13 protein-coding genes and 1 pseudogene are annotated in these 16,144 nt (G+C 66.4%); 13 read left to right on the forward strand and 1 reads right to left on the reverse strand.

What is annotated here, in order from left to right; genetic code table 11:
* Positions 1-1,046: 1,046 nt before the first annotated feature.
* From K7711_RS46515 to K7711_RS46525, 3 genes and pseudogenes are all read left to right on the forward strand, one after another.
* Positions 1,047-1,801 (forward strand): annotated as a pseudogene (locus tag K7711_RS46515) (MerR family transcriptional regulator).
* A gap of 163 nt (positions 1,802-1,964) precedes the next feature.
* Positions 1,965-2,744, forward strand: a complete 780-nt coding sequence (locus tag K7711_RS46520) for a hypothetical protein (RefSeq protein ID WP_222979514.1) — start codon at positions 1,965-1,967, stop codon at positions 2,742-2,744.
* A gap of 330 nt (positions 2,745-3,074) precedes the next feature.
* Positions 3,075-3,539 carry a hypothetical protein gene (locus tag K7711_RS46525; RefSeq protein WP_222979515.1) on the forward strand — a complete coding sequence of 155 codons (465 nt, stop codon included), beginning with the start codon at positions 3,075-3,077 and terminating at the stop codon, positions 3,537-3,539.
* Positions 3,540-3,808: 269 nt separating this feature from the next.
* Here the strand turns inward: K7711_RS46525 and K7711_RS46530 are convergent, their stop codons facing one another.
* Positions 3,809-4,033, reverse strand: coding sequence for a hypothetical protein (locus K7711_RS46530; RefSeq protein ID WP_222979516.1), 225 nt, complete (start codon positions 4,031-4,033; stop codon positions 3,809-3,811).
* Positions 4,034-4,268: 235 nt separating this feature from the next.
* Here K7711_RS46530 and glf point away from each other — a divergent pair, with 235 nt between their 5' ends.
* From glf to K7711_RS46580, 10 genes are all read left to right on the forward strand, one after another.
* Positions 4,269-5,465 carry a UDP-galactopyranose mutase gene (gene glf / locus K7711_RS46535; RefSeq protein WP_222979517.1) on the forward strand — a complete coding sequence of 399 codons (1,197 nt, stop codon included), beginning with the start codon at positions 4,269-4,271 and terminating at the stop codon, positions 5,463-5,465.
* A gap of 31 nt (positions 5,466-5,496) precedes the next feature.
* Positions 5,497-7,479 carry a glycosyltransferase gene (locus K7711_RS46540; RefSeq protein ID WP_222979519.1) on the forward strand — a complete coding sequence of 661 codons (1,983 nt, stop codon included), beginning with the start codon at positions 5,497-5,499 and terminating at the stop codon, positions 7,477-7,479.
* Positions 7,476-8,075, forward strand: a complete 600-nt coding sequence (locus K7711_RS46545; RefSeq protein ID WP_222979521.1) for a phosphatase PAP2 family protein — start codon at positions 7,476-7,478, stop codon at positions 8,073-8,075. The genes K7711_RS46540 and K7711_RS46545 overlap by 4 nt, the downstream gene beginning before the upstream one ends.
* Before the next feature lies 1 nt (position 8,076).
* Complete coding sequence (locus tag K7711_RS46550; protein WP_222979523.1) at positions 8,077-9,021, forward strand: decaprenyl-phosphate phosphoribosyltransferase; 945 nt, start codon at positions 8,077-8,079, stop codon at positions 9,019-9,021.
* Positions 9,022-9,025: 4 nt separating this feature from the next.
* Positions 9,026-11,044, forward strand: coding sequence for an arabinofuranosyltransferase AftB family protein (locus K7711_RS46555; protein WP_235748883.1), 2,019 nt, complete (start codon positions 9,026-9,028; stop codon positions 11,042-11,044).
* Between the two features lie 31 nt (positions 11,045-11,075).
* Positions 11,076-11,387: a hypothetical protein gene (locus tag K7711_RS46560; RefSeq protein WP_222979525.1), complete on the forward strand. Its 312-nt coding sequence runs from the start codon at positions 11,076-11,078 to the stop codon at positions 11,385-11,387.
* Positions 11,388-11,458: 71 nt separating this feature from the next.
* Positions 11,459-12,487, forward strand: coding sequence for an alpha/beta hydrolase (locus K7711_RS46565; protein ID WP_235748884.1), 1,029 nt, complete (start codon positions 11,459-11,461; stop codon positions 12,485-12,487).
* A 614-nt stretch (positions 12,488-13,101) separates the two neighbouring features.
* A complete protein-coding gene (locus K7711_RS46570) occupies positions 13,102-14,115 on the forward strand; it encodes an alpha/beta hydrolase (protein ID WP_235748885.1) in 1,014 nt (337 codons plus the stop codon).
* A gap of 112 nt (positions 14,116-14,227) precedes the next feature.
* Positions 14,228-14,371 carry a hypothetical protein gene (locus K7711_RS46575; protein WP_222979529.1) on the forward strand — a complete coding sequence of 48 codons (144 nt, stop codon included), beginning with the start codon at positions 14,228-14,230 and terminating at the stop codon, positions 14,369-14,371.
* A gap of 265 nt (positions 14,372-14,636) precedes the next feature.
* Positions 14,637-15,698, forward strand: coding sequence for an alpha/beta hydrolase (locus K7711_RS46580; protein ID WP_222979531.1), 1,062 nt, complete (start codon positions 14,637-14,639; stop codon positions 15,696-15,698).
* The last annotated feature ends 446 nt before the right edge of the window (positions 15,699-16,144 follow it).

Below are 16,144 nucleotides of genomic sequence, written 5' to 3' on the forward strand. Positions count from 1 at the left end.
ACCCCCGGCAGACCACCCCCCCCGCCCCCCCCCGCAGCACACCCCCCCACAACCCCCGCCCCCCCCAACCCACCCCGCCACAGCCCCGGCCCCATCCGCGCAGGTCCCCGCACGCGCACCGGGTAGCGCACCGGCTCCGGAACCAACAGCTCCGGATCCCGCTGCGACATCGGCCCCGACCCCAGCACCGCCAGCCGCAGCGCCGGTCGCGACCCCCGCCGCGCAGCCTCCCGCCACAACGTCGGTCCCCACCCCGGCCGCGCCCACTGGAGCGCCGGTCGCGACCTCGGCAGCTCCGGCCCCCGCCGCGACGTCGGTCCCCACCCCAGCGGATCCCGCGGCGACATCGGTCGTGCCTCCGGCTCCGGGACCGGCCGCCGCGTCGGGCGGGACCTCGGCAGCACAGGCTCCAGCGACGTCGGTTCCCACCCCAGCCGTCCCGGCGCCCGCTCCAGCCGCAGAGTCGGCTCGGACCCCAGCGGCTCCGGCTACGACGTCGGCAGCTCCGTCGCCGGCCCCCGTCGCCGACCTCCCCCCGGCGGCTCCCGCCCAGGACCCTTCGGCACAAACCTCACCGTCGGTCGCGCACGTACCGATATTCCCCGCGACGACTCGGACACCTGCGGCTCCGGCCGCGCCCGCGCAATCACCGTCTCCACAGGCGCCGTCCGACATCGAACCTGCCGTGAACCCCGGCGCGGCGACTCCGGCCGCGGCGGCGCCCATCGCTCCAGCCGCCGAGGCGACATCCGCTCCCACCTCCGCGCAGGCCCCAGCTCCATCGGCTCCAGCCGCTCCTGCTCCGTAGGCGGACTGACGATCTCCGCGTGTTCGGGGTCCGTTTCGGGAGGTCCATCTCCTGCGCGTTCCGGGTGCTGCCTCAGCTACATCCGTTGCGGCGTAGCGATCTTCGCGTGTTCGAGGTCGTCTTCGAGGGCCGGGTTGTGGGTTCGGTGGGGTTCGGCGAAATAATCCTTGACCTTGACGTAGCGTCAACTTGCATGCTGGGTTCGTCGACGTGATCAGGGAAAACGGGTGGTGTGGCCGTGGGTGAGTGGTCCATTCAGGAGTTGGCTCGGGCGGCGGGGACCACCAGCCGGACGCTGCGGCATTACGGGCAGCTCGGGTTGTTGCCGCCCAGTCGGGTCGGGGCCAACGGCTATCGGTACTACGACCAAGGATCCCTGGTGCGGTTGCAGCGCATCCTGTTGTTGCGCGAGCTCGGGCTCGGCCTGCCGGTCATCGCCGAAGTGCTTGCGGGGGAACAGGATACGACGGCCGCATTGCGTACGCATCTGGAACTGCTGCATCAGCAGCAGGACCGGATCGCGCGGCAGATCGCGTCGGTGCACACAACATTGCGCAAGACGGAAGCAGGTGAGCCGCTCATGGCGGAGGAGACATTCGACGGATTCGACCACACCCGGTACAAGGACGAGGTGATCGAACGCTGGGGTAGGGAGGCGTACGAGAGCAGCGACGCCTGGTGGCGCTCGATGAGCGAGGCGGACCGCAAGGCATTCGAGCAGACCCACCTCGACATCGCCGCCGACTACGGCCGGGCGCATTCGGCCGGTCTGACACCGGACAGTGCGCAGGTGCAGGCGATCGCGCGACGTCACTACGACTGGATCGCGGCCGGCTGGGGCGGCAGGCGGCCGGATGCCTGCGCATTCACCGGACTCGGCGATATGTACGTCGCGGACCCGCGTTTCGCCGCGAACTACGACAAGCACGGCGAGGGCACGACCGATTCGTTCGTGCCGCGATGTACGCCTACGCGGAAACCCATCTGGGATAGCCGGATTCGGCGTTCGCCGGGTGCGGGACCAGCGGCAAGGGGTGCGGCCGACCCCAGTTCGAAGGGAGGTGTCCGGCGGTCCGGTCGGGAATTTTTCGGGTCGCCCGGGGACGGACGTGCGGGGTAGAGTTCGCGCCCAGATCAGGGGAGGAAAGGAAACCCGATGAGCTACCCATATGGCCAGCCTGGTTATGGCGGCGGTCAGCCTCAGCCCTACGGCCAGCAGCCTTATGGTCAGCAGCCGGGATATCCACAACAGCCGGGATATCCACAGCAGCAAGGTTATCCACAGCAAGGCTATCCGCAACAAGCTGCTCATCCGCAGCAGCCGGTTTATCCCCAGCAGCCGGGTATGCCTCAGCCGCAGGGTTTTCCACAGCAGATCGGTAATCCCCAGCAGTTCGGTAATGCACAGCCGTCCACCGGCGGCGGCACGGCGATCACCGCGGGTGTGCTGGCGATCGTGCTCGCGCTGCTGGCCATCGGCGGCGTCGTCTACACCGTGCACGCCATGAGCGTCGCCAAGGAGGCCATCGACCACCTCAACAGCACGGTCGACTCGCTGAACAGCCAGTACGGGACCAGCATCTCGGCCTCGCACCGCGATTTCGACGGGGGCGGTTACTACTTCGGCATGATTCTCGAGGCGGTCGTCGCCGTGCTGTACCTCCTCGGCGGATTCCTGCTGCTCAACCACAAGAACGGCGGCCGGATCCTGCTGATCACCCTGTCCTGCCTCGGTGTGGTCGGCGGTCTGATCGGCATGATCATCGGCTTCGCCTCGGGCGTCCCGGCCTCGGCGGCCTTCTCCATCCCCGGCCTGCTGATCGTGGCGATCATGCTGTTCCTGACGTTGTCCTCGAGCACCAAGCGCTGGTGTGGCGTGACCCCGCCGCAGCCGCCGCAGATCAATTACGCGCAGCCGCAGTACCCTCGCTTCTGATCGGCTCGACAGCGAAATATATACCAGGGCACAGGATTTCGATCCTGTGCCCTGGTTGCGTCCGACGCCGGTGCGGGCAGATCGGCAACCGCTGTGTCGGTGCTGCGGAATATGCTTCGGCGGTGTCGAATTCGGCGCTCGGTGTGGTGTGATCAGCGCGGTACAGTTCGCATTCGAGGACCAAGAGGGGGAGAAGTGGGATATCCGTACGGTCAGCCCGGAAATTCGGGTTACGGACCTTATCCACAACCCGGATATGCACAACCGGGTTATCCACAGCCGGTCGGTCCGGCGCGAAAGCCGGCTGGCGGCACCGCGATCACGGCCGGAGTGCTCGCCACCATCCAGGGGCTGCTCGGCTTGGCGGTGACCGTCATGGGCACCATTGCGACCCGTGCGGATCGGCACGAAGGCTACGACAACAGCAGCGGGGATGTTGTCGCATTGATTGTCGTGGCAACCTTCACCGGCCTGTATCTCATCGCGGCGATACTGTTCTTCTTCCGCAGGCGCGCAGGTCGGTACATGATCATCGGGACGAGCGGGCTGACCCTGGTCGGTGGTATCGGCGGGATGATCTATTCCCTGGTGGTAAACCCGCTCACACAGGGGGACGTGATCGGTCTGCTCATATCGATCCTGCTCGTGTTCGCCATCGAGTTCCTCACGCTGTGCTTGGCCGCGGTGAGCTCGACCCGGCGTTGGATCGAGGCACGCACGGCCGAGCCGACCTCCCCGGGCCAGTACCAGCAGCCCGCACAGATGTACGGCCGGCAGCAGTACCCGCCCTACTGATGCGGTCGGTTTCGCGCCGGGCTCGACTGCTCGAATGATCCCGGCCCGGTTGTGCGCAGCCGGGGATCGGGACCGATCACATCGCGAAACCCTATGCAGCGCACATGGACTGGAGTACCCACGCCGGATGGGCGCACCGTAGAAGGCGGGGGCGAAGGCGAGGCTCTGGGCCATGCCGAGCGGGGTGAGTACGGCCGAAGCGACGCCGGTCCAACCGGCGACCGTATTCGCTCAGGTGAGCAGCAGGCTGGTCACGTCGAGCGAACCGTTCAGACGGACATCGTGTGGTCGAGATGCCCGGTGCGCACCGCGTCGAGCCCGTCGACCAGATAGGTGACGATCGGGTCGTCCAGGTGCCCCAGGTGCCCCAGGAGTCCGGTGCCGTGCGTCGGATCGGTGGGCAGTTCGTCGCGGTGTACGCGGACCGTGGCGATGGTGCGGCGGAAGTCGTTCACCTGACGGTCGTAGTCGGCGAGCCGGTTCGCGGGGATCACGGTGTGCACCCCGGAGGCCGCGGAGGTGACGACGTCGTCGAAGGTGGGTGAACTGGTCGTCCGTTCAATTGGCGCTCATGTCATACCGCCCGGATGACCGATTTCTCCCCGGATCGCGAATTCCACGCAAAATGCGGATGTCGGACGCCGGAAATCTGCCGGTCGCGCGGGTCGGCGGGAGGCAGTCTGCTACTCCACCGGGCGTCGTCGCGGACTTCCGATACGCTGGGCACCCGTGACCGCCGCAACGCCCTTCGATCTGATCATCGTCGGCTCCGGATTCTTCGGGCTGACCATCGCCGAACGTGCCGCCACCCAATTAGGCAAGCGGGTGCTGGTCGTCGAACGCCGCTACCACTTGGGCGGCAACGCATATTCCGAGGCGGATCCCGAAACCGGTATCGAGGTGCACAAATACGGTGCGCACCTGTTCCACACCTCGAACAAGCGGGTGTGGGATTACGTCAACCAGTTCACCGAATTCACCGGCTACCAGCACCGCGTCTTCGCCATGCACAAGGGGCAGGCGTACCAGTTCCCGATGGGTCTGGGCCTGCTCTCGCAATTCTTCGGCCGCTATTTCACGCCCGACGAGGCGCGCGCGCTGATCTCCGAGCAGTCCGCCGAGGTGAACGCCGAGGACGTGTCGAACCTCGAGGAGAAGGCCGTCTCGCTGATCGGCCGCCCGCTGTACGAGGCATTCATCCGCGACTACACCGCCAAGCAGTGGCAGACCGATCCGAAGGAGCTGTCCGAGGGCATCATCACCCGCCTGCCGGTCCGCTACACCTTCGACAACCGCTACTTCAACGACACCTACGAGGGTCTGCCGCGCAACGGCTACACCGCGTGGCTGGAGAAGATGGCCGAATCCGAGCTCATCGAGGTTCGGCTGAACACCGACTGGTTCGAGGTGCGTGAGGAGATTCGCGCGCAGAGCCCGGACGCCCCGGTGGTGTACACCGGCCCGCTGGACCGCTACTTCGACTACAGTGCGGGCGAATTGGGCTGGCGCACCATCGATCTGGAGACCGAGGTGCTGAACACCGGTGATTTCCAGGGCACTTCGGTGATGAACTACAACGACGGCGACGTGCCGTTCACCCGCATCATCGAGCCGCGCCACTTCCACCCCGAGCGCGACTATCGGACGGACAAGACGATCATCCAGCGCGAGTTCTCCCGTTTCGCGCAGACCGGCGACGAGCCGTACTACCCGATCAACAGCACCGAGAACCGCGAGAAACTGGTCGCCTACCGCGAGCTGGCCAAGAACGAAACAGCAACGGCCAAGGTCCTTTTCGGTGGACGTCTGGGCACCTACCAGTACCTGGACATGCATATGGCGATCGGCAGCGCGCTGAGCATGTTCGACAACATCGTGGGCCCGCACCTGGAATCCGGCGCACCGCTGGTCGCCCAGGACCAGTGAACCGTGCCCGAGAAGCCCGCAGGAAAGTGACATGACCGCACAAGCGACCTTGGAACAGATGCCCACCCACACCCGCGCGATCTCGCTGCTACAGCGGGTCATCCTGCCGCGTCCGGGCGAACCGCTCGACGTGCGCACCCTCTACCTGGAGGAGTCGGAGACCAACGCCCGTCGCGCACACGCGATCTCGCGCACCTCGCTGTCGATCGGCGGGGAGTCCGAGGTCTCGTTCTGCACCTACTTCAACGCGGTTCCGGCCAGTTACTGGCGGCGCTGGAGTGTGCTGAGTTCGGTGGTGCTGCGGCTGGAGCTCTCCGGCCACGGCCGGGTGGACGTGTACCGCTCCAAGGCCGACGGTTCGCGAATTCACGTGCAGGGCAATGAATTCGGCACGATGCCCGCGGATCCCGCACACGAGGACGCCGAGCGGACCGCCGCAATCGCCACCGAATCGGTGGAATTCGAGATCGAGCTGGCCCCGTTCGAGGACGGCGGCTGGATCTGGTTCGACATCACCACCGATTCGGCGGTCGAATTGCGCAGCGGCGGTTGGTACGCGCCGATCGAGGCGCCCGGCGCGGGCACCATCGCGGTCGGCATGCCCACCTTCAACCGTCCCGGCGACGCGGTGAAAACCATTGCGGCCCTGGGCTCGGACCCGCTGGTGCTGGAGAAGATCCGCGCGGTCATCATTCCGGACCAGGGCACTCGCAAGGTCGTCGACGAACCCGGATTCGCCGAAGCCGCTGTGCCGCTGGGTGATCGGCTGGCCTTCCACGACCAGCCCAACCTCGGCGGATCCGGCGGATACAGCCGGGTCATGTACGAGGCGTTGAAGACCACCGACGCCGAGTACATCGTCTACATGGACGACGACATCGAGATCGAGCCGGACTGCATCCTGCGCGCCCTGGCCTTCTCCCGTTTCGCCCGCTCGCCCATCCTGACCGGCGGCCAGATGCTCAACCTGCAGGAGCGTTCGCACCTGCACACCATGGGCGAGGTGGTGGACCGCTCCATCTTCATGTGGACCGCGGCCCCGAACGTGGAATACGACCACGACTTCTCCAAGAACCCCCTGCGCGACCGCGACAACTCCAAGTTGCTGCACCGCCGCATCGACGTGGACTTCAACGGCTGGTGGACCTGCGTCATCCCGCGCAAGGTCGCCGAGGAACTCGGCCAGCCGCTGCCGCTGTTCCTGAAGTGGGACGACGTCGAATACGGTTTGCGCGCACGCGATCACGGCTATCCGACGGTCACCCTGCCGGGTGCGGCGGTCTGGCACATGGCCTGGTCCGACAAGGACGACGCGATCGACTGGCAGGCGTACTTCCATCTGCGCAACCGGCTGGTCGTCGCCTCGCTGCACCTGCCCAACGACGGTCGCCCGATGGTGGTCAACACCATCAAGGCGACCCTGAAACACCTGCTGTGCCTGGAGTATTCGACGGTCGCCATCCAGAACGAGGCGATCCGCGACTACCTCGCCGGACCCGACAAGCTGTTCGGCCTGCTGCCCACCGCGCTGGGCAAGGTGCACGCCATGCGCAAGGAATATCCGGACGCGGTGGTCCTGCCCTCCTCCACCGAACTGCCGCTGGCCTCGCACGCCGAGGTCGGCGCGGTCGGCGAACCGGGCAATCCGATCGCCAAGATGGCCCGGCTCGGTAAGGGCCTGCTGCACAACGTCCGCAAGGCCGACCCGAAGCACCACGACACCCCGCAGCTGAACGTTCCCACGCTCGACGCGCGGTGGTTCCTGCTCTCGCAGGTGGACGGCGTCACCGTCACCACCGCCGACGGGCGTGGCGTGGTGTACCGCAAGCGCGATCCGCGCAAGGCGCTCGAGCTGTTCAAGGAAGCCATGCGGTTGCGTCGGGAACTGGCCGAGCGTTTCCCCGAGGTGCGCAACCAGTATCGTGCGGCGCACGCGAAGCTGACCAGTACCGCGGCTTGGGAGGATGCCTTCGGTATCGCCCCGGCCGCGCGCACACAGGAGAATCCGAAATGACCGCAGAAGCCTCCGACGTGACCGGTAGGTCACCCGGACTGCACGTCGTGCCCGATCCGCAGACGAGGTCGGCCGAGGTCAAGGTCCTCAACGCCGTGCAGGGCACGATCGGGTCCAACCCGGCGGTGATCTCCGCCGCGCGCGGAATGTCCCACTTCGGGGAGCACGCGCTGGGCTGGATGGCGATCGGCGCGGTCGGCGCACTCGTGGACAAGCCGCGTCGGCGGCAGTGGGCGGGTGTGGCGGTCGGCGCGTTCGGTTCGCACGCGGCCTCGGTCGTCATCAAACGGATCGTCCGGCGCAAGCGTCCGCACGATCCGTCGGTGCAGGTCAACGTGTCGACACCGAGCAAATTGAGTTTCCCGTCCTCGCACGCCACCTCCACCACGGCGGCTGCGGTGTTGCTCGGACGGCTGACCGGGCTACCCTTGCCTGCGGTGCTCGTGCCCCCGATGTTGCTCTCCCGGATGGTTCTGGGAGTGCACTATCCCTCCGACGTGCTCGCCGGCTCCGCGCTGGGCGCCGCGTCAGCTGCCGCCGTGCTAGCCGCCGAAAAGAGATTTGCCAGTGACCGCACAGGAAAGAGCCCTCGCTGAAATGAGTGAAGAGCCGACCGGCACCGACCTCGACGAAGCCGTACTCAAGGGCCCGCCCAAGACCCTGGCCGGGGGTCTGATCAAGACCATGCGGCCACGTCAGTGGGTGAAGAACGTCCTGGTGCTGGCGGCGCCGCTGGCGGCGGGCAAACTGCCCGACGGCAGTTACGCGATCGCCGATGTGACCAAGGGCTGGCATATCGGCGTCGCCTTCGTGGTCTTCTGCATGGCGGCCTCGGGCATCTACCTGATCAACGACGCGATGGACGTGGAGGCCGACCGGGCTCACCCGACCAAGCGTTTCCGGCCGATCGCGGCCGGTGTGGTGCCGGTCAATCTGGCCTTCGCGCTGTCGGTCGTGCTGCTGGTCGGCTCGCTGCTGATCTCCTTCGCCGCCGCCTGGCAGCTCGCGGTCACGATGGCGGTGTACATCGGCATTCAGCTGGGCTACTGCTTCGGGCTCAAACACCAAGCAGTGCTGGACATCTGCATCGTCTCCTCGGGCTTCCTGCTGCGCGCGGTGGCCGGCGGCGCGGCGGCGAATATCCATCTGTCGCAGTGGTTCCTGCTGGTCATGGCGTTCGGGTCGCTGTTCATGGCGACCGGCAAGCGCTACGCCGAGCTGAAGATCGCGCTGGACACCGGCGCGAAGATCCGTAAGTCGTTGCAGTACTACACGCCTACCTACCTGCGTTTCGTCTGGACGCTGTCGGCGACCGCGCTCGTGGTGTTCTACGGCCTGTGGGCGTTCGAGACCGATCACAAACGCACCCTGTGGTACGCGATCTCGATGATTCCGTTTACTATCGCAATCCTGCGTTACGCGGTCGACGTCGATGGCGGCGAGGCCGGAGAACCTGAAGAGATCGCGCTGGGCGACCGCGTTTTGCAGTTCCTGGCCATCGCCTTGATCGGAGCGGTAGGTGTCGCTGTCTATCTCACCTGACGAGATGCTGGCAGACGGGGAAGATCGCGAGGGGACCGACGGTTCGAGCGAATCGCTCGACCGCGTCCGGCTACGTGATCCCGCACGGCGTTTCGCGCTGTTCGCTCGCCTGGCATTCGTCGGTGGGATCGTCACCACCGTGGTCGTATTCGCCTGCGGCGCTTGGGCGCGCCGCTGGATCGCGGACGACGGCCTGATCGTGTTGCGCACTGTGCGCAATCTGATGGCCGGTAACGGCCCGGTCTTCAACGTGGGTGACCGTGTGGAGACCAACACCAGCGCCGCGTGGACCTATGTGATCTGGTTCTTCAGCTGGATCACCCACGCCCGTCTGGAATACGTGAGTCTGTTCACCGCGCTGACGCTCTCGCTGCTCGCGGTGGTGTTCGCGATGTTGGGCGCGGCGCGGCTGTGGGGCGGTGCGGCAACGCAATTGCTGCTCCCGGCCGGTGCGGTGGTCTACATCGCGATGCCCCCGGCCCGCGACTACGCCACCTCCGGCCTGGAGAACTGCCTGGTCATCTTCTGGCTGGGCGTGCTGTGGTATCTGCTGATGCGCTGGTCCCAGGCCGAACGCGTCCGGCTGCCAAGCCTTTTCGGCCTGGTGTTCTGGGCCGGGCTGTGCTGGGTGGTGCGTCCGGAGATGACCATTCTCGGCGGGCTGGCCCTGGTGCTGGTGTTCTGCGCGCCGATGCCGGCCTCGCGGTTGCGCCCGATTCTGCTGCGCGCCTGCATCGTCGCGGTCGGTGGTCTGGTTCCGGTGGGATATCAGATCTGGCGGATGGGGTACTACGGACTTCCGGTGCCCAACACCGCGGTCGCCAAGGAGGCGGGCGGTGCGAAGTGGGGGCAGGGCTTCAAATATCTGTGGGATATGAGCGGGCCGTACTTCCTGTGGGCTCCGCTGCTGGTGCTGGCGATCGTCGCGGTGGTGATCCTGCGCGCGCGCCGGGCGCAGCGTGCGTCCGCGGCCGAGACCGATGCGGAATCGACTGCGGCAGCCGGACGTCCGGGTCTGCTCGGCCGGATCGAAGGTATCCGGCAGCAGTTGCGGACCCCGCGTGCGGTGGTCACGCTGATCCTGGTCGGCGCACTGCTGCTGATCACCTTCGAACTGCGCGTCGGCGGCGATTTCATGCACGGCCGAATGTTGTTGCCGCAGTTGTTCACGCTGCTGCTGCCGGTGTCGGTGCTGCCGGTCTGGCGGTTCGGCGCGGTCGCGCGCGGTGCGCTGCACCGGAATTGGGCGTTCGCGCTGCCGGTGGTCTGGGTGGCCACGATCGCCTGGGCGTTCTTCGCCTCGAACACCACCGGTAACAAGGCGGGCGCGAGCATCAGCTCGGACGGCATCGTCGACGAGCGGATCTACTACGTGCTCAACAGCGGTCACGATCATCCGATCCTGGCCGAGGACTATCTGGACTATCCGCGCATGCGGGCGATGGTCGACGACATCGACAACACCCCCGACGGCGGTCTGCTGCTGAACTCGCCGTCGTTCATGATGTGGTACATCGCACCGCCGCCGCTGCCGATCCCGGAGGGCGGGGCCGGTCACACCGTCTACTTCCTGAACCTCGGCATGACCAGCATGAACGTTCCGCTGGACGTGCGCGTCATCGATCAGGAGGGCCTGGCCTATCCGCTGGCCGCGCATTCGGACCGGCTGACGGACGGCCGCATCGGGCACGACAAGAACCTCTACCCGGACTGGCCGCTGGCCGATACCGGCATGGTCGACCGGCATCCGTGGATGCCGTGGTACATGGACGAGAAGTGGGCGATGCAGGCGCACACCGCGCTGTCCTGCCCGGCCACCCAGGATCTGCTGGCCTCCTCGCGGGCTCCGCTGACGCGCTCGCGGTTCAAGCACAACCTGATCCAGGCGTGGTCGTTCTCGAAGTACCGCATCGATCGGGTGCCCAAGTACGAGATCGAGCGTTGTCATCTGATCGATCCGGCGCCGACACCGCCGCCGCCGGCGCTTACACCGCCGCCGCCGGCGCTTACACCGCCGAAGTAGGTCCGGTCCTTGCGGTTGCTGTGAAGTGACTGTGTATTTCGACGTGCGGTCCGGCCCGGTTCTGAACCGGGCCGGTCGGACGAATGTCCAGGTCATCGCTGACATCGATCGTGACCTCGGGTTGTCCGAACGCGCACGCCGTGATCTGATGGCGATCGGTTCTAAACTGCGTTTTCCGCCACTTCGTATCATTTTGGTAACGCTGCGGCATGGTTCGCGCGATAAGCTCACCGAAGTACTTCCGTCCGGCGGTGCAGGCATGCTTGCGCTGGTGGACGGCCCGCACGAAGCGGCCGAGCCCGGCCGCACAAGGGAAAGGCCGAACAGGATATGCGAGGCGTGACTGTGCGTTGGGCGCAGGAAAGACGTCGGAGACGGTCGCTGAATCGGGGTAACGAGCGTCGGTCCGGCTGGATGAGGCGCTCGGCGCTCGGATTGGCGTTGGCTACGTTGTTGCCGCTGGCTATGTCGGCGGCGGAGGCGACCACCGCGTCCGCAGCGTTCACGCCCACCGGATTCGACTTCTGGGTCGATTCATCGATCATGGGGCCGATCAAGTCGCGGGTCTTCCGCGCTGCCGACGGCAACACCGACCGCGTGGTGTACGCGCTCGACGGTGAGCGCGCCGGTCTGGATCTGTCCGGCTGGGAGATCAACACCAACGTCGCGAATGCGCTCACCCGCGCCAACATCAACGTGGTGATGCCGGTGGGTGGCCAATCGAGTTTCTACATGGACTGGAATTCGCCCAGTTCGTTCCTCGGCATTCCGCCGCAGGCCGGTTCTTCGGGTTCGTCCTCGGGCTCGTCGTCCGGCTCCGGCGGACTGCAGATTCTCGGACAGGGCCCGGGTAAGAGCTACCGGTACGACTGGGAGTCCTTCGTCACCCGCGATCTGCGCAACGCGCTGCACGACCGGCTCGGTTTCCGGACCACGCGCAACGGCGTGTTCGGCCTGTCGATGGGCGGCAGTGCGGCGCTGACCCTGGCCGCGCACCACCCGGACATGTTCCATTACGCGGGCGCGTATTCGGGCTACCTGAACATCTCGGCACCCGGTATGCGCGAGGCGTTGCGCGCGGCGATGATCGACGCCGGTGGCTACAACATCGACTCGATGGCGCCGCCGTGGAGCCCGAAGTGGTTCTACATGGATCCGTTCGTCTTCGCGCCGCAGCTCAAGGCCAACAACACCAGGCTGTGGGTCGCCGCGGGCAGCGGTATTCCGGGCGCGGGTGATGTGTCCAACGCGATGGACGTCATCCAGGGTTCACCGCTCGAGGCGCTGGCCCTGGCCAATACCCGGGCCTTCCAGATCCGCATGATGAGCCTCGGTGCGCAGAACGTCACCTACGACTTCCCGTCGGTCGGCGTGCACAACTGGCACAACTGGGAGACCGAGGTCAGCAAGATGATTCCGGACCTTTCCGCGAACATCGGCTGATCACCCCCGGTCAGCACATGGCCGCGTACGGAGTATCTCTCCGTACGCGGCCATTGTGCTGTTCCCCCTCTCACCTACCGAGATCCACACTCAGCATCACCTCGTTCCGATACGCCAGACAACGTCAACCCGCCGCAGCGAAGCGGAGTCCAAAAATACTGTTCGCGGCCCGTCTTGCCGGTCGGACGCGTGGCGGGTGCGAGGAACGAGTGCCCGACACGGGGCCGACCGGTGAGACTCAGGGGGCCGTGAACACGCCGGAGCGAAGCGGAGGCCAAAGACACTGACCCGCCGGAGCAAAGCGGAGGCCAAAGACACTGACACGCCGGAGCGAAGCGGAGGCAATCGGACACAGCGTGGTCGATACTCGTTTCTGTATCGAGATCTGTGCAGTACGGCGGCGCACCGTATGCGCCGAGGAGTTCGTCTGTGTTGTCCGAATAGATGGGGTGTCGGGCCGCGAGCGGGTATGCGGGCACCGGTGCCCGAGCGAAAGGCGAGACCCGATGCGATTTGCGCCCACGAAGCCAGGATTCGGTTCACCCGGCGCCCGACAACCGAGCACCGGCCGACGGTTCGGCCGTTCGGCGCGGAAGTGGTTCGGCCGAACGGCAATGGCGGCGGCATTGGTCGTGGCGATGCCCATCGGTCTGGCGGTACACGGCGAAGTACCCAGGGCCGCGGCGGCATTCGATCCGCACGCCTTCGACTTCTGGGTGAACAATGCGGAGATGGGACCGGTGAAGACCCGGATCCTGCGGGCGCGTGACGGTAATACCGATCGCGTCGTCTACGCCCTGGACGGTATGCGCGCCCGGCAGGACCTCAATGGCTGGGAGATCGAGACCAATGTGGCCGAGGTGCTGGCCAACTGGAATATCAATGTGGTGATGCCGGTCGGCGGCCAGTCCAGCTTCTACGCGGACTGGAATGCGCCGAGTTCGTTCCTCGGCATGCCGCCGACCAATACCGGTTCCGCCACCGGATCGGGTGCGACCGAGACCTTCATGTCGGGACCGGGTAAGGCCTACCGGTACGACTGGGAGACGTTCTTGACCCGGGATCTGCGCAACGCGCTGCACGACCGGCTCGGTTTCCGGGCCACGCGCAACGGCGCCTTCGGCCTGTCCATGGGAGGTAGCGCGGCGCTGATGCTCGCGGCGTATCACCCCGACCAGTTCAGTTATGCCGGGTCGTACTCCGGATATCTGAACGTTTCCGCGCCGGGTATGCGCGAGGCGATCCGGACCGCCATGGTCGACGCGGGCGGATACAACGTGGATTCGATGGCGCCGCCGTGGGGTCCGAAGTGGCTGGCGATGGATCCGTTCGTGTTCGCACCCCGGCTGGTGGCGAACAATACGAGGCTGTGGATCGCCGCGGGCAGCTCCATTCCCGACCAGGCGGATCTGGCTCCGCCGGTCGGCGCCGCGGCCGATCGCGTGGTTCGCGGTATGCCGCTGGAATTCCTGGCGCTGTTGAACACCCGTGCGTTCCAGGTGCGAATGCAGACTCTCGGCGCTCGCAACGTGGGGTACTCCTTCCCCAATTACGGCATCCACGACTGGATCAACTGGAGTAACGAGGCGTACCGGATGATTCCGGACATGTCGCGCAATATCGGCTGACCATCAGGTTCGTCCGGCCCGGGACTCGTGGGTTCCGGGCCGAATGCCGTTCCGGTCGCGACGAGATCGGCAGGCGTGCGGATTGTGTTGTGCCGCGCGCCTATTCGGATACGTGAACACCTCGGAAACAGTGACCGCACTGTGTGGTGCCTGGGAACTGATCGTTCGCATCGGTGAATTGGCGACGCCGGAGTGGTTCGAGCGGATTCGCAGTTACCGCGAATTCCTGGATCCGGGAAGGGTTCCCGCGACATAACCGAGCGAACGCGATAGGGTCACTGCACGATTACGAAAGGTCTCGGGCGGATTTCGGACAAGGGTTCGCCCCCGTCTTGCTAACCGCGGATCGGTCGAATATGGTCCAGCGAGCGCAAGTGTGACCACCTCGTAGACGCGCCGTCGCTCGCTTCGGAGATCGGGATCCGAGGTGAGTGTGTACCGTGCCGCCGGCAGCAGTTCGACTGCGGTTATGCGGTACGCCTACAACAGCAGACTACAGCAGCAGAAAGTGAGCAGTATCCATGCGTTTCGGCAGGTCCGCAGCGCCGGCGTCGGATTCGGCGCCCGCCTCGGCGGGAGTCCCCAGAGGGCGGCGAAATGCTCGGTTCGGTTGGCGCGCGCGACTTCTCGCCGTCGGCGCCGCTGCGCTGGCGCTCCCGCTGGCGACGGCAGCAGCAATTCCATCGGTCGCCACCGCGTCCCCGATCGTCGGTCACCCGGTGCATCGCACCCCGGCCGGCGGCTACCAGGAGCTGATGGTTCCCTCCTCCATGGGGCCGATCAAGGTCCAGGTGCAGTGGGCCAGGCACGGCGGCAATGCCGCGCTGCTGCTGCTCGACGGTCTGCGCGCCCGGGACGATCGCAACGCCTGGTCGTTCGAGACCAACTCGCAGCAGATGTTCGGTAACGACAACGTCACGCTGGTCATGCCGGTGGGCGGTCAGTCCAGCTGGTACGCGGACTGGCAGGGGCCGAGTAACACCAACGGCCAGAAGTTCACCTACATGTGGGAGACGTTCCTGACCAAGGAACTGCCCAACTTCCTGGCGAACTACGGCGTCTCGCACAGCAACTGGGCGGTCGCGGGTCTGTCGATGAGCGGCCCGGCCGCGCTGCGCCTGGCGGCGTTCCACCGCAACCAGTTCAAGTACGTGGCCTCGTTCTCGGGTCCGCTGAACTGGAACGCGCCGGGTATGCGCGAGGCGATCCGCGTCATGATGCTGGACGCCGGACGCTTCAACGCCGACTCGATGGCCGCGCCGTGGAGCCCGCAGTGGCTGCGTTCGGACCCGATGGTCTTCGCCCCGCAGCTGCGTGGTCTGCCGATGTTCATCTCCTCCGGCAGCGGTCTGCCGGATCAGCGCGACAACCTGGGTTCGGCTGTGGGCCTGTTCAATACGGGTAACGCCATGGCGCTCGAGGCCATCGCGATGGTCAGCACGCACACCTTCCAGGCGCGCTTGCAGTCGCTGGGCATCCCGGCCACCTACGACTTCCCGGCCACCGGTACCCACATCTGGCGGAACTGGCAGGACGAGCTGGCCAAGGCCCGTCCGGGCATCCTGGCCGCGCTGCACGCCTGACATGTAACGCGATACTGCCCCGACCGGCGCCGTGCCTCGTGCACGGCGCCGGTTGTCGTTTGCGGCCGGTTTGTCCGCACATCCCCGGTCGTTGAATGGACAACTCATAGTGTTATCCGCGCGTCGGCACGTTCAAACGTGATTCGAGCGGTAGAAAAACCTTTGTGGCAGGTGTGGCGTATGAGAGCAGTGGGAGTGCGAGACGCGCCCGTGCGCGCCGGTTCAAGCTCGCGGCGCTGTCCGCAGCTGTCGTCCTACCGATCGCCGCGGGCTATTCGGTAGCCATCCCAGCTATCGCCCAGCCACCGGCTACCCCGGCCCCCGCCCCCCCCCCCCCCCCCCCCCCGCCCCCCCCCCCCCCCCCCCCCCCCCCCCCCCCCCCCCCCCCCCCCCCCCCCCCCCCCCCCCCCCCCCCCCCCCCCCCCCCCCTCCCCCCCCCCCCCCCC

The organism is Nocardia coffeae, assembly GCF_019890715.1.
Classification (GTDB): domain Bacteria; phylum Actinomycetota; class Actinomycetes; order Mycobacteriales; family Mycobacteriaceae; genus Nocardia; species Nocardia jiangxiensis.

What these genes read in the sequence shown, in the direction of transcription:
- K7711_RS46520 (WP_222979514.1), top strand. Translation starts at nt 1,965, where the DNA reads ATGAGCTACCCATATGGCCAGCCTGGTTATGGCGGCGGTCAGCCTCAG.
- K7711_RS46540 (WP_222979519.1), top strand. Translation starts at nt 5,497, where the DNA reads ATGACCGCACAAGCGACCTTGGAACAGATGCCCACCCACACCCGCGCG.
- K7711_RS46545 (WP_222979521.1), top strand. Translation starts at nt 7,476, where the DNA reads ATGACCGCAGAAGCCTCCGACGTGACCGGTAGGTCACCCGGACTGCAC.
- K7711_RS46550 (WP_222979523.1), top strand. Translation starts at nt 8,077, where the DNA reads ATGAGTGAAGAGCCGACCGGCACCGACCTCGACGAAGCCGTACTCAAG.
- K7711_RS46555 (WP_235748883.1), top strand. Translation starts at nt 9,026, where the DNA reads ATGCTGGCAGACGGGGAAGATCGCGAGGGGACCGACGGTTCGAGCGAA.
- K7711_RS46565 (WP_235748884.1), top strand. Translation starts at nt 11,459, where the DNA reads ATGAGGCGCTCGGCGCTCGGATTGGCGTTGGCTACGTTGTTGCCGCTG.
- K7711_RS46570 (WP_235748885.1), top strand. Translation starts at nt 13,102, where the DNA reads ATGGCGGCGGCATTGGTCGTGGCGATGCCCATCGGTCTGGCGGTACAC.
- K7711_RS46580 (WP_222979531.1), top strand. Translation starts at nt 14,637, where the DNA reads ATGCGTTTCGGCAGGTCCGCAGCGCCGGCGTCGGATTCGGCGCCCGCC.